This is a genomic window from Litorimonas haliclonae (assembly GCF_965138505.1).
In the GTDB taxonomy this organism is placed as follows: domain Bacteria; phylum Pseudomonadota; class Alphaproteobacteria; order Caulobacterales; family Maricaulaceae; genus Litorimonas; species Litorimonas haliclonae.
In genome coordinates this window covers 159,685-179,502 of record NZ_CBCSCO010000005.1, presented here as the reverse complement: position 1 = coordinate 179,502, position 19,818 = coordinate 159,685, and the positions used below count along the sequence as shown (strand labels likewise).

General features: G+C 54.0%; 15 protein-coding genes. 9 read left to right on the top strand and 6 right to left on the bottom strand.

Annotated features, from left to right (window positions below):
* The first annotated feature begins 295 nt into the window (after positions 1 to 295).
* Positions 296 to 1,714, top strand: a complete 1,419-nt coding sequence (locus ACNA05_RS11900) for a serine hydrolase domain-containing protein (protein ID WP_415811719.1) — start codon at positions 296 to 298, stop codon at positions 1,712 to 1,714.
* Between the two features lie 9 nt (positions 1,715 to 1,723).
* Here the strand turns inward: ACNA05_RS11900 and ACNA05_RS11895 are convergent, their stop codons facing one another.
* The 4 genes from ACNA05_RS11895 to ACNA05_RS11880 form a co-directional block, all read right to left on the bottom strand.
* Positions 1,724 to 1,876: a hypothetical protein gene (locus ACNA05_RS11895; protein WP_415811718.1), complete on the bottom strand. Its 153-nt coding sequence runs from the start codon at positions 1,874 to 1,876 to the stop codon at positions 1,724 to 1,726.
* A 103-nt stretch (positions 1,877 to 1,979) separates the two neighbouring features.
* Entirely contained in the window at positions 1,980 to 2,252 is a 273-nt protein-coding gene (locus ACNA05_RS11890; protein ID WP_415811717.1) for a hypothetical protein, read from the bottom strand.
* A 162-nt stretch (positions 2,253 to 2,414) separates the two neighbouring features.
* Positions 2,415 to 3,098 carry an endonuclease III gene (gene nth / locus ACNA05_RS11885; RefSeq protein WP_415811716.1) on the bottom strand — a complete coding sequence of 228 codons (684 nt, stop codon included), beginning with the start codon at positions 3,096 to 3,098 and terminating at the stop codon, positions 2,415 to 2,417.
* 4 nt (positions 3,099 to 3,102) lie between these two features.
* Positions 3,103 to 3,660 carry an NADPH-dependent FMN reductase gene (locus ACNA05_RS11880; protein WP_415811715.1) on the bottom strand — a complete coding sequence of 186 codons (558 nt, stop codon included), beginning with the start codon at positions 3,658 to 3,660 and terminating at the stop codon, positions 3,103 to 3,105.
* A 163-nt stretch (positions 3,661 to 3,823) separates the two neighbouring features.
* Between ACNA05_RS11880 and ACNA05_RS11875 the strand changes: the two genes are divergently transcribed.
* Entirely contained in the window at positions 3,824 to 4,321 is a 498-nt protein-coding gene (locus tag ACNA05_RS11875; protein ID WP_415811714.1) for a hypothetical protein, read from the top strand.
* Here ACNA05_RS11875 and dapB read toward each other — a convergent pair.
* Together dapB and ACNA05_RS11865 are read right to left on the bottom strand one after the other, a co-directional pair.
* Positions 4,310 to 5,119: a 4-hydroxy-tetrahydrodipicolinate reductase gene (gene dapB, locus ACNA05_RS11870; protein ID WP_415811713.1), complete on the bottom strand. Its 810-nt coding sequence runs from the start codon at positions 5,117 to 5,119 to the stop codon at positions 4,310 to 4,312. The two genes, ACNA05_RS11875 and dapB, sit on opposite strands and share 12 nt — an antisense overlap.
* Before the next feature lie 141 nt (positions 5,120 to 5,260).
* Positions 5,261 to 7,705, bottom strand: coding sequence for an FtsK/SpoIIIE family DNA translocase (locus ACNA05_RS11865; protein ID WP_415811712.1), 2,445 nt, complete (start codon positions 7,703 to 7,705; stop codon positions 5,261 to 5,263).
* Between the two features lie 192 nt (positions 7,706 to 7,897).
* Here ACNA05_RS11865 and ACNA05_RS11860 point away from each other — a divergent pair, with 192 nt between their 5' ends.
* The 7 genes from ACNA05_RS11860 (at position 7,898) to ACNA05_RS11830 (ending at position 19,815) form a co-directional block, all read left to right on the top strand.
* Positions 7,898 to 9,028 (top strand): hypothetical protein, encoded by a 1,131-nt coding sequence (locus ACNA05_RS11860; RefSeq protein WP_415811711.1) that lies wholly within the window; start codon positions 7,898 to 7,900, stop codon positions 9,026 to 9,028.
* A 72-nt stretch (positions 9,029 to 9,100) separates the two neighbouring features.
* Positions 9,101 to 9,697, top strand: coding sequence for a hypothetical protein (locus ACNA05_RS11855; protein ID WP_415811710.1), 597 nt, complete (start codon positions 9,101 to 9,103; stop codon positions 9,695 to 9,697).
* An 89-nt stretch (positions 9,698 to 9,786) separates the two neighbouring features.
* Positions 9,787 to 11,358: a YifB family Mg chelatase-like AAA ATPase gene (locus ACNA05_RS11850; RefSeq protein WP_415811709.1), complete on the top strand. Its 1,572-nt coding sequence runs from the start codon at positions 9,787 to 9,789 to the stop codon at positions 11,356 to 11,358.
* 120 nt (positions 11,359 to 11,478) lie between these two features.
* A complete protein-coding gene (locus tag ACNA05_RS11845; protein WP_415811708.1) occupies positions 11,479 to 12,843 on the top strand; it encodes a response regulator in 1,365 nt (454 codons plus the stop codon).
* Positions 12,844 to 12,909: 66 nt separating this feature from the next.
* Positions 12,910 to 14,232 carry an AmpG family muropeptide MFS transporter gene (locus ACNA05_RS11840; protein ID WP_415811707.1) on the top strand — a complete coding sequence of 441 codons (1,323 nt, stop codon included), beginning with the start codon at positions 12,910 to 12,912 and terminating at the stop codon, positions 14,230 to 14,232.
* 55 nt (positions 14,233 to 14,287) lie between these two features.
* Entirely contained in the window at positions 14,288 to 16,999 is a 2,712-nt protein-coding gene (mutS, locus tag ACNA05_RS11835; RefSeq protein ID WP_415811706.1) for a DNA mismatch repair protein MutS, read from the top strand.
* Positions 16,999 to 19,815, top strand: coding sequence for a [protein-PII] uridylyltransferase (locus tag ACNA05_RS11830; RefSeq protein ID WP_415811705.1), 2,817 nt, complete (start codon positions 16,999 to 17,001; stop codon positions 19,813 to 19,815). Before mutS ends, ACNA05_RS11830 begins: the two co-directional genes overlap by 1 nt.
* The last annotated feature ends 3 nt before the right edge of the window (positions 19,816 to 19,818 follow it).

Here is a 19,818-nt window from a genome sequence, read left to right as displayed (position 1 = left end):
AACGTCTGCAGCCCGCTGAGGCGCATTTTATGGATAAAATCGCCGCGCCGCCGATGTGAAATAGGAACGCTTATCAGAATTAAAAAGTCCTGTTTTGTGGTCGTCGACCAAGTGGAGCTCGGCACGCATTATAAACTCAAAGCCAATTCCTTTGACCTTGAAGATCAATTCATGTTTATCAGTGACTTGACCGAACAGCGCAAGGTGGCGCTGGCCACGTGGGAACGCAGATCTTTCACTGGCGCTTATTACGGTCCCGCGTAACGCGGCGAACGGGACTTAAAAGGAGACTGAGATGAAAAAATTAATTCTAAGCTGCGCTGTGGCGCCCCTGATATTCGCTGGAAACGCCCTGGCACAAGACGATGCCCCGACGCGGCAAGACCGCGCTTTGGCCGCAGGATATAAAGCCATGTTCACTTGCTCTGCGACCTTTAACGGCGACAAGACCCCAGAACAAATCGCGCAGGACGAATTAAATAATATTTACGGCGATTACAGCGCCGCCATGGCGGAGGTGCCGGACGCCGAAATCGACGCGGCCAAAAAAATGGTCAGCGTCCCTTTTGCAGACGATATGCCGCCTCGCCTTTCTGTGTGGCGAGAGCATTTGGGATGCACCGCATTGCCGCAAGGCGCGGGCCTTGAAGAGGCGAAACATTTACCCCGCGTGAAATTAAAAGCGCCCAAAATTGATCCGGCCGAGCTGGCCTGGCCGATGGGAGACCGCCTCCCGAACGCGCCGCTGCCGGCAGGAATTAAATCTGAAGACTTAGACGCGGCGGTCGAGAAAGCCTTCCAATCGGACTTTGGCGGCGTAACCTCTGCCGTTCTCATTGTGCAAAACGGACGGATTGTTGCGGAAAAATATAAAGACGGATTTGATAAAGACACCTCTCAGCGTACTTGGTCTGTGGCCAAATCAATAGCCGCCTCTGTCATCGGCGCGGCGCAGCAGGACGGAATACTTGACGTCAAAGGTAAGGCGGGGCTTGAGGCCTGGTCGCGCAAGGGAGACCCTCGCGCGGAAATAACCGTTGAGAACCTTCTCCAAATGGCAAGCGGGCTGAATAGCGACCCGGCAGGAAACCGGACGGACGATGTTTATTTCGGCGGCGGTTTGGTCGTTCAGAACGCGTCGAAAAATCCGCTCGAAGCGCCGCCCGGCGCGCGGTGGCGTTACGCCAATAATGACACCATGCTCGCCATGCGGTCCCTGCGCGAAGCCATGGAGAATGATAAAAAGTATTTTGCCTATCCCTTTAAAGCGCTGCTTCACAAAATCGGCATGTATGACACAAATCCGGAAATGGATTGGGGCGGAGACTTCGTCATGTCCAGTCAGGTCTGGACCACGGCGCGGGATCTCGCCCGTCTTGGGACGCTTTATTTAAATGACGGCCTATGGGAGGGCGAACGCGTCCTGCCCGAAGGCTGGGCCAATTATGTCGCGGCGCGTGCTCCGGCGCAGCCCGAAAATCGTTTGGGGGAAATGGCAAGCGAGCCAGGCCGCGGCTATGGCGCGCAATTCTGGCGGTATGAAAACTATCCCGGCGTGCCAAACGATACCTATGCCGCGCTCGGAAATCGCGGGCAGTTTTTAATTATTATTCCCTCCCGCCAAACGGTCATTGTCCGGCGCGGTTATGATTGGAGAGGGAATTATTTCGACGGGCCCGCTTTTACAGCGGCCATCCTGGAGACGCTGGAATAGCGGCTCTAATCAGTCGTCGTAATAGGCTTTTTTATGGCTTTCGCGCTTTTGGCGGCCTTTGGGTTTTTTCCCTTTGGGCGCCTCATACATAGACAAGTCGTAATCATAATCATTCTCCTCGGAAGAAGAGAATTCTTTAGTCTTTCTGTGACGTTTGGACATAATGCCTCCATGCAACGTCAGTTAAAATCGCGGCTCATGCCTGATAATAACCATAGTTTAGCCGCTTAAGCGGATTTTTGAAAGTCAAAAATTCGGAGCGTGTCTAGAGCTGCGAAACTGACCTATAGAGCTCCGGACGAGCGGATCTTAGTAGCGTAATCGCTTCGCCAAACAACGCGCCGAATTTGCCGAAGTGCGGCATGGCCGTATCTTTTTCCGCAAGGTTGGGCGGGGGTTCAAATGAAAATCCAAGGCCTCGTCCTTGCAGTCGAGATTTCTCGAAGCTCGTCGTGCGCTCAAAAACATGCTTCGATTGCCCTACGAACAAGCGCAGCTTTACGAAACGACGTGACGTCAAAGCGGCGGATGCCTTCATTGCATAGAATTTGGAGAAGTGATGACAAATTTCCCTAGCAACGCCGGTGAGGGCAAATGTGAAAGGATCGCTGGAGCTCACTTTTCGTCGACGCGGCAATTGAGACGAGATTAAAAATTTGGGTAACTAGTTTTCGTTGGTTGTTACAGCCGAAAACCCCGGCTACGGGGCTTCGGTTTTCGGCGTGTATTTGCAGATATCGGAAACGGCGCAGTTATAGCACTTTGGCTTGCGCGCGACGCAGGTATAGCGCCCGTGCAGAATAAGCCAGTGATGCGCGCCGAGAGCAAACTCTTCCGGTGTGACGCGCAGCAAATTTAGCTCAACCTCATATGGGTCTTTGCCCGGCGCCATCCCCGTCCGGTTTGCGACCCGAAAAATATGCGTATCCACCGCCATGGTGGGATAGCCAAAAGCTTCGTTCATGACCACATTGGCTGTTTTTCGTCCCACCCCCGGCAGCTTTATCAGCTCATCGCGCGTCTGCGGCACAACGGACCCAAAATCGTCAATCAACATCTGAGACAAGGCCATGACGTTTTTAGCTTTATTCTTGTAAAGGCCAATCGTTTTGATGTGATCGCGCACCACATCCTCGCCGAGTGCGACCATCTTCCCCGGGGTATCGGCTTTGGCAAATAACGCCGTGGTCGCCTTATTCACCCCGACGTCTGTCGATTGCGCCGACAATGCGACCGCGACCACGAGCGTGAACGGATTAGAATAATTTAGCTCGGTCTTGGGCGACGGATCCAGACGGCGCAGATGCGCGTAAATCTCCGCGATTTGCGCGCGGTTTAGCCGCGGACGCGGCAAATCCTTATAGAGTTTTTCCTTCTTGGCCACGGGCCTACTCGATCGCGGCTTTCTGCTTTATCCGCAGAAACAGAGACGCAATCATTTTTTCGGCCAAGCTAGATGATGGTTCAGAGACCAAATGCCCGTCCCCGTCAAATGCGGTGGCCGCGTTGCCGACGCCGACCTGAGTCGGGACAACTTCGGTTCCGACGCGCATAAGGATATAATTAAGCTGGCGCATGCACATGATCCCGCTCATCGGGCCAGGGGTGCAGGATGCAAGGCCCCAAACGGGACCGGTAAAGTGATCGGTGCTGAAAGTGGAGGTCCAATCGATCGCGTTCTTTAAAAGAGGTGGGAGGCCGCCATTATATTCCGGCGTCACAACGATAACCCCGGCGCAGGCCGTTAAGTCTGTTACTAAGCGCTTGACGCCGTCCGGAAGCTCCAGATCCCCGTGGTAAAGCGGAAGGTCATACGCTCCAAGATCAATCAGGACCGGCTTTGCCCCTTCCGCCATGAGGCGCTTTTCCAAAGCAAGTTCCAGTTTTTTGTTGATCGAGTCTTTACGAAGAGACCCGCAAATCAGGGCAATTTTAGGAGCGGACATGAACGTCTTTCTTATGAAATTATTTCTTTTGCGATAAACAGGATGGACGCGCGTTGCAAGGCGTGCCCCGATTATATCATCATACGGGCCGGCCCTTATGACAGATGTCAGACGCGCCGGAAACATCTTGCACAATCGAATAAACGTTACCATATAACCAAACATGCCTGTTGTTCATGGAATTTCTTTTGTTTGGGCTCTCGTCATATTGGGAGTTATCATCGCCGTGTATGGCCTGCGCGCGGCGTGGGGCTATCGGACCGTGGCGCAGGATGCCCGCGATGATTACGACTATAAGATCCAAAACGGCATGTCAGTGCACGGCCTGTCCAAAGACGGCTATTTGAGCGTTTATCGCCGACTGCATAATCCGCGCGCGCCGCTTTATGTGGCCGCAACACTGGCAGCAATCGTCCTGTCAACGCCGGTCCTGTTTGTGATTATTTCTTTCCTTTTGGAGCAGCTCTATCAGTTCACCGGGCGGTCTCGCGTCTTCGAGCCGGGCTTTCTGGTCTGGCAGTTTTCCATCTACATGTTGGTTCTCGCCGCTTGGGCGGGCATTGGCTATTTGGGCGCCCGAACCTATCATCGCCGCGCGCCGGGCACGCTAAGCCAGGAAATTGCTAAAGAAATGGAAGCTCCCGCCGGATTAGAGGCCTAGCATATCTTTCATGTCATAGCGGCCCGGCGCTTGCTTGGCCGCCCAAATCGCCGCGCTCACCGCGCCTTTGGCAAAAACCGACCTGTCAAAAGCGGAATGGGACAGCGTCAGCATTTCTAGTTCGGAGGCAATTGTGACGGAATGTTCGCCGATGACCCCGCCGCCGCGTAAGGTCGCAAACCCAATCTCGCCTTCGGGTCTTGCCCCCGTTTGTCCTTCGCGGGAGAGTTTTTGTACCGATTCCAGTTCGACATTGCGTCCCTTCGCGGCTGCGCGTCCCAACATGAGAGCAGTCCCGGACGGCGCGTCCACTTTGTGACGATGATGCATTTCCAGCACATCGATATCCCAACCTTCGCGTAACTTGTTGGCGGCGAGTTCGACCAAAGCCTCCAGCATATTCACGCCGAGCGAGAAATTGCCGGATTGCAGCAGAACCAGCCCGGCGCAGGTTTTGTGAAATACCTCTGTTTGGTCGGCCGACATGCCGGTGGTTCCGCTGACAATGGCTTTCACGCCGCTGTTTTTGATAGCTTCCGCTACGGTGAGGCTGGCTTTGGGGGCTGAGAAATCGATAATCACATCGCCTTTGCGGGCTTCCATCATATCATCCGTCAGGACAACAGGCTCGCCTTTGGCGTCAGCCAGCGCCACACTGTCTTTGCCCAGATCAGCGCTTTCGGAGTGGGTTAGCGCCGCCGCAAGTTTCACGCCGGCAGTCTCTGACAGAGCGGAAATAACGGCGCGTCCCATACGGCCATCCGCGCCGAGGACTGAAACTTTCAAATGGTCGGTCATAAGAACGGGTTTAACGCCGCCGTCCGCTTGGGGAAAGTGTTTAGTTTAATCCTCTCCGAAGTCGTAATTCGGCATGGACCGCAATGTAGATCGCTCTCTCTTGTAACTATCGCCGTGTTTGGAAGAAAGAAGTATCGAGGTCTAAAACGGCTCTTCTTCTGGAAGGAAGACTTCACGTTTTCCACCCGAAGCCGCTTCGCTAATCATCCCCTCGCCTTCCATCCTCTCAATCAAATCAGCGGCGCGGTTATAACCGATAGACAGTTTGCGCTGGATATAACTCGTAGAGGCCTTGCGGTCGCGCGCAACAATCGCCACGGCCTGATCAAAGAGTGACCCTTCCTCATCCGTATTGCCGGATCCGCTGTTTCCGCCTGACACATCGGAGTCTTCGTCGCGTTCCGTGGTGATATCTTCCAGATAACTCGGCGCGCCCTGCGCTTTGACGAATTTCGCAATCTTTTCGACCTCTCCGTCGGAAACAAATGGTCCGTGGTAACGCCGCGGGCGTCCGGTTCCCATATAGAGCATATCCCCGTTCCCCAGGAGCTGCTCCGCCCCCTGCTCGCCAAGGATAGTCCGGCTGTCGATTTTAGAACCGACACGAAAAGACACGCGGGTTGGGAAGTTGGCCTTGATGGTCCCGGTAATTACGTCCACGGACGGACGCTGCGTCGCGGTAATCATATGAATACCTGCCGCCCGCGCCATTTGTGCCAAGCGTTGGACGGAGCCTTCAATTTCTTTCTTTGCGACCATCATTAAATCCGCCATCTCATCAATGACCACAACGATATAAGGCATGGGTTCGAATTCGAGCTCTTCAACCTCGTATTCCGGCTCGCCAGTTTCTTTATTATAGCCCGTCATCGTCGTTTTCTTGAGAGTCTCGCCGCTGGCTTTGAACTCGGCAACTTTTTCATTGAAGCCCGCCATGTTTCGGACGCCGACTTTGGACATTTTCCGGTAACGATCTTCCATCTCACGTACCGTCCATTTCAGTGCGACCACCGCCTTTTTCGGTTCTGTCACTACAGGGGCCAGCAAATGAGGCGCACCATCATAAACGGATAATTCCAGCATTTTCGGATCAATCATGATGAATTTACACTGATCCGGCGTCAGCGTGTACATCAGCGAGAGAATCATGGAGTTCACGGCAACGGACTTACCGGAACCTGTCGTACCCGCCACCAATAAATGCGGCATCTTTGCCAAGTCAGCCACGAATGGCTCTCCGCCAATATCTTCGCCCATTATCAGCGGCAGGGTTGCTTCGCTATTTACGAAGATATCCGAGGCGAGCATGTTCTTTAACCAAACAGTTTCGCGCCGCTTATTCGGCATTTCGACGCCCATCGCATTTCGGCCTGGGACGACCGCGATACGGGCGGATTTGGCAGACATGTTTCGCGCAATATCATCGGCCAAATTGATAACCCGCTGGCTTTTCACGCCGGGGGCAGGTTCGAATTCAAACAGGGTCACGACGGGGCCCGGGCGCACCGCACCCATTTCGCCTTCTATGCCATATTCACCCATGACCTGATGCAAATGCTCTGCGGCTTTTTCCAAAGCGGCCTTATCGTGGATGGCGGCGCGCGGCGGCGGCGTTTTCAACAAATCAAGGCCCGGCAGGACAAATTCTGACCCTTCCGGGAAATTGAACTGAGGCTGAGGCGGCGCCACTTTCTTCTTTTTTGTCTTTTTCTTTTTTGGGGCCGGCACAGTCGCTGGAGCTACATATTGAGGCTCCACCACGGGTGTTGGTTTCGGAGTCGGCGCAGACGGAGGCGTATCTGGCACATCCCGGAAGAGGTCAGTTGTTCCGGCCGGCTGAGCCAAATCATCAACATAGGCTGTTTTAAACAGTTTTCGAAAAACCCGCGCAAGGAAAGCGGCAGTGTTATCCAGCCAGATTCGGACGTAAGCCCAGACGAGCCCTGCTGCGTCCATGACGTCGACCAGGTCTTTAGCAACAATCCGCATGAACCGTCCCAAACAGAAGACGGCTAAAACAAAAGTCAACGAAGCGATAATTGCAGGGGTGAACGGAATATTGAACGGCTCGAGCATTCCGCGAAGGTTGAGAAAGATAATATCGCCAATCCATCCGCCAAGCCCAGTCGCCATCGGCCAATCCTGCGGAATGGGGAAAGCGGCCACGGTGGCCGTACCAAAGATAATGGTACCCGCCCAAAGGCTGAAACGGCGCAGTCTGTCCAGACGATTGAGATAGGGTCGGGGCCGGATGAGGGCCCTTATGCCTGTGAACAGCGTCAATAGACCGGCAATGACAGAACCCAGCCCCAAAAACTGCATGGCCCAATTGGCGAAACTTGCGCCCGGCGCGCCGAGCCAGTTTGTTGTACTGCCAATACCCGCCGTATCCATAGTGCTATCAAAAGGATTATAGCTGAGAACGGAAAGCACGATGAACCCGGAAAGAGCGATCAGGATCAGCGCTTTGGCCGCGCGCTGAAACGGGCCAATTTGCGCCGCTTCCAGCTCCGCCATCATGGCATGAACCATCTCGGGATCATATGCCATCTCGTTTTGGGCGGCGGCGGAAGGGGGTGGTGTCATAATCGAAGCGTCCTTTAATCTTAAGAGATTGTGAAGGCTGAGGGTAAAGGGTCGGTTAAAACGACGGTAATTTCTGGTGTATCTCCTGCCTAAGAACAGACGAAGTGGCCCTAACCGTCATTACAGCCTGTCTTGACAGAAACCGGAGAGACCGACACATTCAATCCCTCCTCGAAAGTGAAGGTTTGCCTTATGTATAGCTTACCCGCCAAACAGATATTTAAACCGACGGCCTTCTGCGGGCAGGCGGGAAGACGAGCCTTAGCGGCTCTCTTTGCCGGTCTCTTTCTCGTCTTTAGCGCCGCTCTTACCTCTGCGCCGGCGCAAGCGGCAGTCGAAGTTGAAGCGCCCCGCGTACCGATTCACACTATCCACTTTGTCGGCGGAAAGTTGGTACAAGATCTGGATAATTTTGACGTCTGGACAGAGTATGATTTTCGAGGGGCCAAGCGATATTCCTTCGAGACGAAATCTTATAGTAAGAACACATTGCGTGTGGTGAATTCGACCGGGCGGGTTGAACTTCTGATTGACCTGAACGGTAAGACGATTTCGGGTGAGTGGCCCGGCCATCCTATGGCGCAGCTCTACCGCGTCACCAAAATAGACGCTATCATGACAGCGGCCCAAGAAATGAACGGAAGTCCCGTTGAGCGCATACCGCCTCCAAACTACAGCCCGCCTGGCAAGAAAGTCCCTGCCCCCAAAAGCCCGAGCAAGTCACCAAATCCTGACACGCTAACTCGGGCCACCTATCAGGGCGGAGCTTTTGAAAAACAGGACGCGAAAAGCTGGATTGAACGTAGCCAGTCCGGCCAGAGGTTTAAGTTTAAGCAAATCGGACATGACAGCAAATCCGTTTATCTGTTTGATACGGGCCGCCAAATTCTCATTGAACTAGATGTGCGCAAATCTATGTCCCGCATAAGTCATAATGGCGGTCGTCTGCACAACCTTTATACGCTCACCAGTCTCTCGGCCCAACCTCAGGATCCGACTCAGACTCCGTCTGAACCGTTACCGCCAACTACAACGCCAAATAATGACCGAACCCTCAGCGCCGAAGACCGCGCAATGTGCGTTTCTCAAGGCGGCTTCGTCGAGCGCGCCGGAATAATCGGCGCGGAGCGGTGCACGATGACTTATTCCGACGGCGGAAATATCTGTATTGACAGTTCCAATTGTCAGGGGAAATGCGTCGCAGACGTCAATGCCGGAGATACAGGCGCGGTCAGCGGGCAATGCCAGAAAACGGACAATCCTTTCGGATGCTATTCAGAAGTCGTGGCCGGAAAAATTCAACCCGGTTTGTGTGTGGACTAAGCCTGCACATTTATTCTGTGTTGCGTGCTTTCTCCTAACACTCTTTTAAATCTTGCCGCCTAAAACAGGCGGATGTTGAGATGGATTTATATTGGTCTTTTGGCCCTGATGCTGACGGCCTGTGGGACGACGCCAAAAACTGTGTCCCCCGGACAATCGGTGCGCCCTCAAATTAACAACCAAACCGCTTTGCCTGACCGGGTCGCGTTTTACCAAAAAGATCGGCGGTGGGCCCATGAACAACTTGGTCATTCTGATGGGACCTTAGGCGCGGACGGCTGTCTCGTTACCGCAACAAGTATGGCTTTGGTCAATCTTGGTTTTAAGACCGACCCCTCCGACCTAAATAAACGTTTGACCCGCGCAGATAGTTTCACCCCCCGCGGCTGGCTTATCTGGGACGGCATTCGTAAAGTGACTGACGGTCAGGCTAAAGCGAGATATTATAAAACGGTCGATGCCGGTTTAATCAATCAATGTATTATAGATGGATATTATCCCCTAGTTCAGTTCTACTTACCAAATGGTCGGTCTCACTGGGCGGTCATTCTGGATCGGTCCTCCCAAGGTTACCGGATGCGCGATCCGCTCCGTCACGCTGAGCAGCCCCTTATTTTCCCGCATGGCGCCGAGAAGTTCCGCGCTTTGCGATGCGTCGGGCTCGCCTAGCGTCTCTCCTCCCGCCTCTGGACTGACCAAATAAGTTCTGGATTTGTTCTTTTTGTTCTGCTTACTTCAAAGCAAGGAAAGGGCGCGTCATGGTGGCAAGAATTCAAACAGTGGCTTTCGAAGGCGCAGAGGCGCGCCGCGTCGATGTGCAAGTTCAGGTTTCGTCTGCCTCCCGCCCCATCTTCAATATTGTTGGGCTTGCAGACAAGGCGGTTGCGGAATCGCGTGAACGCGTGCGCGCCGCCTTTGCCTCTCTCGGTCTGTTTTTGCCGGGAAAGCGCGTCATTATTAATCTCGCTCCGGCCGACCTCCCCAAAGAGGGCGCGCATTACGACCTCCCTATCGCGCTGGGCCTCATGGCCGCGATCGGCGCTATTCCCGCCGATACGATAGAAGACTTTGTGGCCATTGGAGAGCTTGCCCTAGACGGCACAATTGCGCCTGTGCCCGGCGCGCTTCCGGCGGCGGTCATGGCAAACTCCCATGATTTCGGACTGATTTGCCCTGAGCCTAATGGAGCAGAGGCCGCTTGGGCGGGGGACCTTCCCCTTCTTGCGCCGCAAACTCTTGTGCAGATCATGAACCATTTCAAAGGCACCCAAGTTCTCTCGCGGCCAGAACCGGGTGAGATGCTTGAGCCGGAATCAGGCGTCGATCTGCGCGACGTCCGCGGACAGGAAACCGCGAAACGCGCGCTCGAAGTCGCGGCGGCGGGCGGGCACAACCTCCTCATGGTCGGGCCGCCCGGCTCAGGTAAATCCATGCTCGCCGCGCGCTTGCCCGGGCTTTTACCCCCGCTGACCGCCAATGAACTTTTGGATGTTTCCATGGTGCATTCCGTGGCGGGACTCTTAGACCGGGGGCAGCTTTCCCGCGCGCGGCCTTACCGCGCGCCCCATCACAGCGCCTCTATGGCGGCTATGGTCGGGGGCGGAAATAAAGCCAAGCCTGGCGAAGCTTCGCTCGCCCATCGGGGCGTCTTGTTTTTAGACGAGCTTCCCGAATTTACCCCGACAGTCCTGGACAGCCTTCGACAGCCCTTGGAGACCGGAGAAATCTCGGTCGCCCGAGTCAATGCCCATGTCCGATACCCTGCGCGCTTTCAGCTAATCGCCGCCATGAATCCGTGCCGTTGCGGAACCGGAGGCGCGGACGGCGTCGCTTGTCGGCGCGGGCTTCGCTGCGCGGCCGATTATCAGGCCCGCATATCCGGCCCCTTTATGGACCGGATGGATATTCAAATAGATGTACCCGCCGTCACCCCGGCGGATCTCGCGCTACCGCCGTCTCCTGAGGGAACAAAAGAGGTGGCCGAACGCGTCGCCCGCGCCCGGCGCATTCAAATTGACCGCAATGGCGGTCTGACAAATACTGAATTACCGCAAGACAGGCTGGATCATGTGGCGCAACCGGACGCCGAAGGGCGGAAATTACTGACTCAGGCAGCAGAAACGCTTGGTTTGACCGCGCGGGGCTATCACCGCGTCTTGCGCGTGGCTCGAACTCTTGCCGACTTGGCCGGGTCAGACCAAATTCACCGTCTGCATATTGCTGAGAGTCTGTCTCATCGCCGGGCCCGTAAAGGATTGATTCGGTCGGCCTCCCACTCGGCTGATTTGGGGCAAAAGTCTCGAAATTCCAAAAATCCTTATTATTCTTAATAGTTTTGCTATTTTACGTAGAAATTTTACTATTTTTCCTCATTTAGTAACCTATTTTTTAGACTAAACAGGCACATTCTCCCGGAAATCACTCCTATTTCTGGGGCAAGAAGGGTGCATATGTCATCTCACGAATCAATTGCTGCGCAGTTTTGGCTTTGGCCAGACCCTGTAATGAAGCGCGACGCGCAAGGCCGTATTCTATTCATTAATGCGGCGTTTCTTCAACTTTACGGCGGAACGGTAGAAGCTTGGACCGGCAATGTTTTACAAGGCTGGCCTGCGCCGCAACCGACCGAACCGGGCGCCTATCCTGTACCTTATCGATTCGAAACGCGCATGCCCGCTCAGGAAGCTGGCCAGACGGAACAAGTTTATGACTGGGTAGAACAAAGCCATCCGGACGGCTCCGCTTTTGCTTTGGCGCGGAATGTCACGTCTTACGCCAGCGCCGCGCAGCCGATTCTGTCAGACGCGCCGCCGCCTGTGGAAACTCCTGTGGCGCAAAGCTCATCTGAACAGCCCCAGCCTTCCAGTTTGGGCATAGCGCAGGATCAAATTCAGGCGGAAGATGAGTCCCTGCCTCAACAAGAGCCGCAACAAGACATGTCTGCCGCGTCGCATGATATGCAAACGGCTTACGACCCCGTGGCGTCAGAAGCTACGCTAGAAACAGAAGCCTCCTTCGAACCGCAGTCTCAGGAACCGAACGCCCCTCAGGCGGATGTCGAAACTGCCTCCGAAATTAATGATACCGCGCCTGAGCAAGCTCAGATAGATGATGCGCAGTCTGTTTCTTCGAATGCGCCAGAGCAAGAAGCAAGTCCCGACCCGGTCTCTGCAGAACATACACCAGACCAGACACAACAAGTGCAGGCGCAACAGTCCCCTGCAGAAGAAGAAAAGCGTGACTTTGAACGTCGCGCCTTACCATTAGAAGACGATAGCGCCGTTCTGGGTAATAATTGGCGTGACGCAGTCATTGCCAAAGCGCTCGGCGTTGAAGATGCGCCCGCTCAACAAACCGCTCCTGCCACTGCAGAAACCGAGGCGCAATCAGCTCCCTCGGCTGAGACTGGCGAGCTCTCTGGAGGCGTGAAGCGTATTCTGCTCGCCGAGGACAATGCAATCAATGCTCTGCTTACCCGCACTTTGCTGGAGGCCGAAGGCCATGTTGTCGAGACGGTCGAAGACGGGACGTTAGCTGTCGAGGCAATGAAGTCTCAAAGCTACGACCTCATTTTTATGGATATGCGGATGCCTAATATGGACGGTCTGGAGGCCACCCGGAAAATCCGGAGCCTGCCAAATGTACCAAAAGGCCTGCCCATCATCGCCCTGACAGCAAATGCGTTTGATGATGACCGGAATGCATGTTTTGATTCCGGCATGAATGACTTTATGACGAAACCCGTCAGCGCCGAAGAACTGACTCAAATGGTCAAAAACTGGACCGGGGAAAAGGCCGAAAAAGACGCGGCTTAATTCCAGTCCCTTTCTCCTTTCCAATACAGACTGGACGCCTCTGCCGGAAATAGGCAAAGACACGCTATGGACACAGCAGGCATAACCGAATCAAAGCGCAGCTGGCGCGACGTTTTCCTGTCTTATCTGCAACCGAAAATGCTCGGCATGATGTCGCTCGGATTTGCGTCGGGCCTGCCTTACATGCTTATTTATTCGGAACTTGCCTTTTGGATGAAAAAAGAAGGCGTTGATCTCGGGGTTATTGGGTTCTTCGCTTGGATCGGTCTTGCTTACACGGCGAAGGTGCTGTGGGCGCCCCTTGTCGACAACTTGAAAATTCCGCTTTTGACAAAAACAATGGGCCACCGGCGCTCTTGGATGCTCGCAGCTATTATCGGCACGGTCACAGGCATGTTGATTATTGCCTCCTCGGATCCTGGGACCTCCGTCAAATTTCTGGCTTTCGGCGCTGTCGTTTTGGCAACGTCCGGGGCAACTCTGGATATTTCAATTGATGCATGGCGGATCGAGGCTGCGCCGGGGGATAGTCAGACCAATATGGCGGCTACTTATGTGCTAGGATATCGGCTCGCCATTATCGGCGCAGGTCTGTCCTATATCGTAGCAGGCTTGACGAGCTGGAATTTTGCTTACTTTTTCATGGCCTGCGTCATGGCTATCAATGGCTGCATTGTCTTTTTTATCAAAGAACCCCACCGTGACATGCGCCGTAAAATGGACTCCATAGCAGAGGCTAGCGTGGAATATATCGTCAAACCGTTTTTCAGCTTTTTAACACGACTCGGCAAGTGGACACCGCTCGTTTTTCTATTGGTCGCCACCTATCTCATCAGTGACAAAACCATGGGCCCCATGGCCAAACCCATGTATCAATCTGTCGGATATACGGAAATTCAGGTTGGGTTGGTCTCCAGCTTCTTTGGTCCTTGGCCGGTTATCTTTGGCGGGTTTGTAGCCGGAGCAATCTCCATCAAGTTTGGCCTTATGCGGTGTCTGTTAATCGGATCAATATTGATGGTTATAACGAACGGGGCCTTTGCTTGGCTGTCGACAGTCGCTGACCCGAAGACCGCTTACCTGTTTATCACGGTCGGGGCTGATAACCTGGCTGCCGGGTTTGCCGCGACCATATTCATTGCCTATCTCTCATCTCTTTGCGATCTGAAATTCGCGGCAACGCAATATGCATTTCTTTCTTCCATGTTCAATTTGGTTGGCAAAACGTTGTCGGGGTTTACCGGAGTAATGGCTGAGAAAATGGGGTTTGAGTTATTCTTTATCTTCTCTGCGGCATTGGGGATTCCAGCCATCGTATTTGCGCTAATTTTGCTCTTCTTTGGGCCGAATGCGGCTAAAGGCATACGGAACTCAGAAATAGAGACGTAAATAACAGGTAATCGGGCTTGCGCCGCGCGCCGATATACGCGAATTTCCGCCCGTCATGAGCGCCAATACAGCAACAGATAAAGCGACAAAAGTCACGCCCATGATGGCACAGTTTCTGTCTATCAAGGCGGATGTCGGGCCAGAGGCTTTGCTGTTTTACCGCATGGGCGATTTTTACGAACTTTTCTTTGATGACGCGGTGCGCGCCGCCGCCGCGCTCGACATAGCGCTGACCAAACGCGGCAAACATGCGGGCAATGATATTCCCATGTGCGGCGTGCCCGTGCATTCCTCCGAAACCTATCTGCAACGGCTCATTAAAAAAGGCTTTCGCGTCGCCGTTTGCGAACAAACCGAGGACCCGAAAGAGGCCAAGAAGCGCGGAAGTAAAGCTGTTGTGCGTCGCGAGGTTGTCCGACTCGTCACGCCGGGCACCTTGTCCGAAGACAATCTGCTTGAGACGCGCGGACGAAACATAATCACGGCGCTTTCGAAAACACATGTCGGGGATTTTGCCCTCGCTTGGGCCGATATTTCCGACGGACTCTTCTGCACCGCCGATATGAACGAAGAGCGCGTCCCAACAGAATTAGCCGCGCTCCGCCCAAGAGAACTGCTATTATCCGAATCCCTCTATCAAGATGCTGATTTCATGGCAGGCCTGCCCTTGGACGGCGTTTCCCTGACGCCGCAAGCGGGAACAAAATTTGATACTCGCGCCGGAGAAAGACAGCTTAAGGCGCAATTCCATGTCGAAAGCCTCGACGGATTTGGAAGCTTCTCAAAAGCTGAAATTTCTGCCGCTGGGGCACTTCTGGATTATTTAGAGCTGACGCAAGCCGGAAACCCTGTTCAGCTCTCGCCGCCAACCCGCCGCTCTACCGCCGGCTTTATGGCCATTGATCCGGCCACACGCGCCAGTCTTGAAATTGATCGTACCCAAAAAGGCACGCGCAAAGGCTCGCTCCTCTCTGTCATCGACCGGACAAAAACCGGCGCCGGCGCGCGGGAACTCGCCGATAGGCTGTCACGGCCCTTGATTGATGTCGCCGAGATAAAAAACCGCCAAATGGCAGTCACTTTTTTTATCGACCAACCGACTCTGAGAGAACGGCTTCGAAACCTTCTCGCGCAATGCGGCGATATGGCGAGAGCGGCCTCTCGATTAAGTTTGGGTCGAGGAGGGCCTCGGGACTTAGTGGTTATTCAGGACACGCTAGGTCTTGGAGAAAACATTTGCGCGGAATTTGCCAAACAGTCGAATTTGGTCCTGCCAGAAAATCTTGAAAGCGTTTTACAGGATTTAAGCCTAAGCGATAAAGATCAGCTCGCTAATCTTCGCCGCGATTTGGCCAAGGCCCTCTCCCCGGATGTGCCCATGCAGGCCCGCGACGGCGGCTTTATTGCCAAAGGCTGGCAGCCCGCCATTGATGAGCTAAAATCGCTTCGGGATGACAGCCGGAAAATCGTGGCCGGCTTGCAAGCGGATTATGCCAAACAGTCCGGCGTCCCGACCTTGAAAATCAAGCATAATAATGTGCTCGGCTATTTCATCGAAGTTTCTCCGAAACATGCCGACACCATGTTAAATATAGGCCCTGACAGCCCGTTCATTCATCGCCAGACTTTAGTGTCCGGAATTCGCTTCACCACAACGGAGCTGGCGGATCTAGACGCAAAAATCTCGGGCGCGGCCGATAAAGTTTGCGCTTTGGAGGTTCAAGAGTTTGAAGCTTTCGCCGCAAAAACACGCGTCCTAGCAGATGTCATCCGCCGCAGCGCCCATGCGCTTGCCGTTCTTGATGTACAAAGCGGCTGGGCCGAGTGGGCCGTCGAGACGGGCGCGAACTGCCCGGTCGTGGATGACAGCCTCTGTTTTCATGTCACCTCCGGGCGTCACCCGGTTGTCCGCGAAGCCTTACAGAAATCCGGCGCGGCGGATTTTACCCCAAATGACTGCCTGTTGGACGCAGACGGCCAGCAGAGCCAAGTTAATCCGGCCAATCGCCTAACCCTGATAACCGGGCCAAATATGGCGGGTAAATCTACCTATCTCCGGCAAAACGCGCTTATGTTTGTTCTCGCGCAAGCCGGCGGGTTTGTCCCGGCGGCGCAGGCCCACATCGGCGTGGCAGACGCTCTATTCTCACGGGTCGGTGCCTCGGATGATCTCTCCAAAGGCCGATCAACCTTTATGACAGAAATGATCGAAACTGCAGCTATTCTAAACCAGGCTACTCAAAGAAGCTTTGTCATTTTGGATGAAATCGGACGCGGGACGTCAACATTTGACGGTCTCTCTATTGCTTGGGCGACGACGGAGCACTTGCATAGCGTCAATAAATCCCGCGCCTTATTCGCCACGCATTATCACGAGCTGACGGACCTGGCCGAAAACCTTGAGGCCGCAGGGAATGCGTCTTTGCGGGCGAAGGACTGGGAAGGCGAGCTCGTCTTTTTACATGACGTTCGCCCCGGCGCGGCTGATAAATCTTATGGTGTGCAGGTCGCGCGTCTGGCCGGGCTTCCGGCCGCCGCGACGCAGCGCGCTCAGGAAGTTTTGCACCGGTTGGAGTCTGAAAAAGATACCGGGACAAAAGATACAGAGCTCTTGGGCGGCCTGCCCCTTTTCTCCGCCACTCCTGCGCCGAGCGCGCCGCCGCCCCCATCCGACATAGAAAAAGCCTTAAGCGCTCTGGATGTGAACGATCTGTCGCCGCGCCAGGCGCTTGACCTTCTTTACGATTTGAAAGCGAAACTTTCCTAATGGCCCGCGCTCCAAAACTCTCTCTGCCCGACAGACCGATCGCCATTGATAGCGGGCTGAACCGAGACGATTTGCGCGCCGCCCTCGACCAAATTGCTAAGGAAGGCGGAAAAGAAAAACGGGCGCGAGTCTTGGAAGTACTGCGTCAGACACTTTCCACCGGCATGGCCCGGGCAGAGGAGCTGTTTTCTAAAGGACGCCTTGGAGGGCTGGAAACGGCGTCCTTAATCGCCGCGATACATGACACCGTTATTTTGGGGTTGTTTGAATATACGCTCACGCACGAAGTTCCAGCGGCCAACCCGACCCCGTCTGAAAGGCTCGCCCTTTGCGCTGTCGGAGGATATGGCCGCGCTGAAATGGCGCCGGAAAGTGACGTGGATCTTTTGTTTCTCACGGCAGAAACAAAAGGCTCCGCCTATACAGAACAAGTCACCGAGTTCATGCTCTATATGCTGTGGGATTTGGGTTTGAAAGTCGGCCATGCAAGCCGAACGGTCGATCAGTGCATTGCTCTTGCTAAAGAAGATCAAACCATTTTGACGGCGCTTTTGGATTTGCGGTTTTTGCGCGGGGACAAAGATCTGGCTGACACGCTTTATACCAGATTCCGTAAAGACGTGACGCGCGGAAAAGGCCGTAACTATATTGCGGAAAAATTAAATGAGCGCGATGCCCGGCACGAACGAGAAGGTAACTCCCGATACGTCATTGAGCCCAATGTCAAAGAAGGCAAAGGGGGGCTGCGGGATTTGCATGTCCTTTACTGGATCGCCCGCTTTCTGGATAAAGAAAACCGCATCACGGACCCTCAACTCGCCGACAGCTATGTCGAATTAGGTCTGTTTGATGAACAGGCAGCGACGCGGTTTCAGCACGCCGCAGACTTTCTCTGGCGCGCCCGTATTTGGCTACATTTCATTTCCGGCCGCCCGACAGAAACCCTGAGTTTTGACAAACAAACCGAGCTCGCCCGCAAGATGGGCTATGCTTCGGGCCCGATTGAAATTGCCGTAGAAAAATTCATGCGGGAATATTTCACCAACGCCAAAGAGGTTGGCGCGCTCACCCGAATTGCCTGCGCTAAATTGGAAGAAGAAAAAGCCTTGCGCCTGCCCTCAGGATTGGAAGCGCTCCTGCCGCGCTCCAGGCGAAATTTAAAAAATGATAATTTGCGGATTGATTATGGGCGGCTGAACTTTGCAGACCCTCTGCAAATCCGTCATGATCCGTCAATCATTCTGCAATTATTTGAAACAGCGGGGCGTCGAAATTTGGATATTCATCCCGATGCCTTTTCCGCGATAGATTTTCGCCGGAATATTATCGATACGGAGTTTCGCCGCGATCCGGAAAATGCACGTATCTTTAAAAAGATTTTACTGGGCGCGAAAGCCCCTTACGCGACCCTAAAAATCATGAATGAGGCAGGTGTGCTCGGGCGGTATCTGTTGGAGTTTGGCGGCATCGTCGCCCGGACACAATTCAACATGCATCACTCTTATACAGTCGACGAACACACACTGAGATTGGTAGATAATTTTGACAACCTGGAGGACGAACGCCTTAAGGAAGATTTGCCCATTGTTTCTGCCGTCGCCGCCAAATTCACGAAGGAGCAGCGCCTCATAATGTATCTAACCTGCCTTTTGCACGATACGGGCAAGGGCCAAGGCGACCAATGTATTGAGGGCGCACAGTTAGGACGGCGTGCTTGCCGTCGTCTCGGAATGAATAAAAATGTCACGGATACGGTGGCCTGGCTCATCCGGCGTCATTTAGATATGAGCGAAACCGCCCAGAGGCGTGATATTTCCGACCCCGACACCATTGCAGAGTTCGCCCGGCTGGTCGGCTCTAAAGAGCGGCTCAACCTTTTATTTGCGCTTACTGTTGTTGATATCCGGTCTGTCGGGCCGGGCATCTGGAATGACTGGAAAGGCGTTTTGCTGCGCGGGCTCTATTCGGCGACGGTCGACTATCTCGAAGGGCGGGAGCATTTGGCCCCCGCGGCCAAGGCTAATGCCGCGCGAGAGCAGCTTAGCGAAAAACTGACTCCCGAAAAGAACGCCCGAATTTTCGACAGGCTGGATGAACTCACCCAAAACTATTGGCTAAATTTTGACATGGCCGATATGATTCGTCATGCGCGCTTTTTCAATCAAATCTCCCAAGACAAAGTCGACACAGCGGTGCAAACGCGGCTTACGCGCAACCGCGATATTACAGAATTATGGGTTCTGACACGAAACCGTTCGGGCCTCTTCGCCGATTTGACCAAAGCCATTTCAAGCTGCGGCGCCACCATTGCCGGGGCAAGGCTACATACAGGTGAAAAAGGTCAGGTTTTCAATGTTTTCTATCTACAAAATACGGAAAAGCTCGCTTTTGGTCGTCAGAGCCAGCACGCACTGGAAACACTCAGAAAACGCGCGCAGAGGGCCGCTCTGGGAGATGTGAAAGACATGGTCATACCAAAACCCATTACCTCCCGCCGGGCAGGGGCCATTCCCGTCAAACCACGCGTCAAATTTGTTAGAAATGATTCCGGTGATGTGACGATTTTAGAAATCGAAGGCCGCGACCGCCCCGGCCTGCTCTCTGATATTGCGTCGATTTTCCGAGATAACGAGCTGGAAGTGCTCTCGGCTCACATTGAAGTGGTCGGGACCCGCGCGATTGATGCATTTTATCTCTGCCTCCCCGGCACCATTGATGGGCGCGCTAGAAACTGTGCCCTGCCAAAAGCCGTAAGAAAAACACTGAAAGAACAAATCACCGACCTTTTATCGCCGCAGATTTCCCAAGCGGCTTAGCTA

Excerpts from the sequence above, each read along its gene's own strand:
- ACNA05_RS11830 (WP_415811705.1), top strand. The coding sequence starts at position 16,999 with ATGGCCCGCGCTCCAAAACTCTCTCTGCCCGACAGACCGATCGCCATT.
- ACNA05_RS11875 (WP_415811714.1), top strand. The coding sequence starts at position 3,824 with ATGCCTGTTGTTCATGGAATTTCTTTTGTTTGGGCTCTCGTCATATTG.
- ACNA05_RS11900 (WP_415811719.1), top strand. The coding sequence starts at position 296 with ATGAAAAAATTAATTCTAAGCTGCGCTGTGGCGCCCCTGATATTCGCT.
- ACNA05_RS11855 (WP_415811710.1), top strand. The coding sequence starts at position 9,101 with ATGTTGAGATGGATTTATATTGGTCTTTTGGCCCTGATGCTGACGGCC.
- dapB (WP_415811713.1), bottom strand. The coding sequence starts at position 5,119 with ATGACCGACCATTTGAAAGTTTCAGTCCTCGGCGCGGATGGCCGTATG.
- ACNA05_RS11860 (WP_415811711.1), top strand. The coding sequence starts at position 7,898 with ATGTATAGCTTACCCGCCAAACAGATATTTAAACCGACGGCCTTCTGC.
- mutS (WP_415811706.1), top strand. The coding sequence starts at position 14,288 with ATGAGCGCCAATACAGCAACAGATAAAGCGACAAAAGTCACGCCCATG.
- ACNA05_RS11845 (WP_415811708.1), top strand. The coding sequence starts at position 11,479 with ATGTCATCTCACGAATCAATTGCTGCGCAGTTTTGGCTTTGGCCAGAC.
- ACNA05_RS11880 (WP_415811715.1), bottom strand. The coding sequence starts at position 3,660 with ATGTCCGCTCCTAAAATTGCCCTGATTTGCGGGTCTCTTCGTAAAGAC.
- ACNA05_RS11890 (WP_415811717.1), bottom strand. The coding sequence starts at position 2,252 with ATGAAGGCATCCGCCGCTTTGACGTCACGTCGTTTCGTAAAGCTGCGC.
- ACNA05_RS11895 (WP_415811718.1), bottom strand. The coding sequence starts at position 1,876 with ATGTCCAAACGTCACAGAAAGACTAAAGAATTCTCTTCTTCCGAGGAG.
- ACNA05_RS11850 (WP_415811709.1), top strand. The coding sequence starts at position 9,787 with ATGGTGGCAAGAATTCAAACAGTGGCTTTCGAAGGCGCAGAGGCGCGC.
- ACNA05_RS11840 (WP_415811707.1), top strand. The coding sequence starts at position 12,910 with ATGGACACAGCAGGCATAACCGAATCAAAGCGCAGCTGGCGCGACGTT.
- ACNA05_RS11865 (WP_415811712.1), bottom strand. The coding sequence starts at position 7,705 with ATGACACCACCCCCTTCCGCCGCCGCCCAAAACGAGATGGCATATGAT.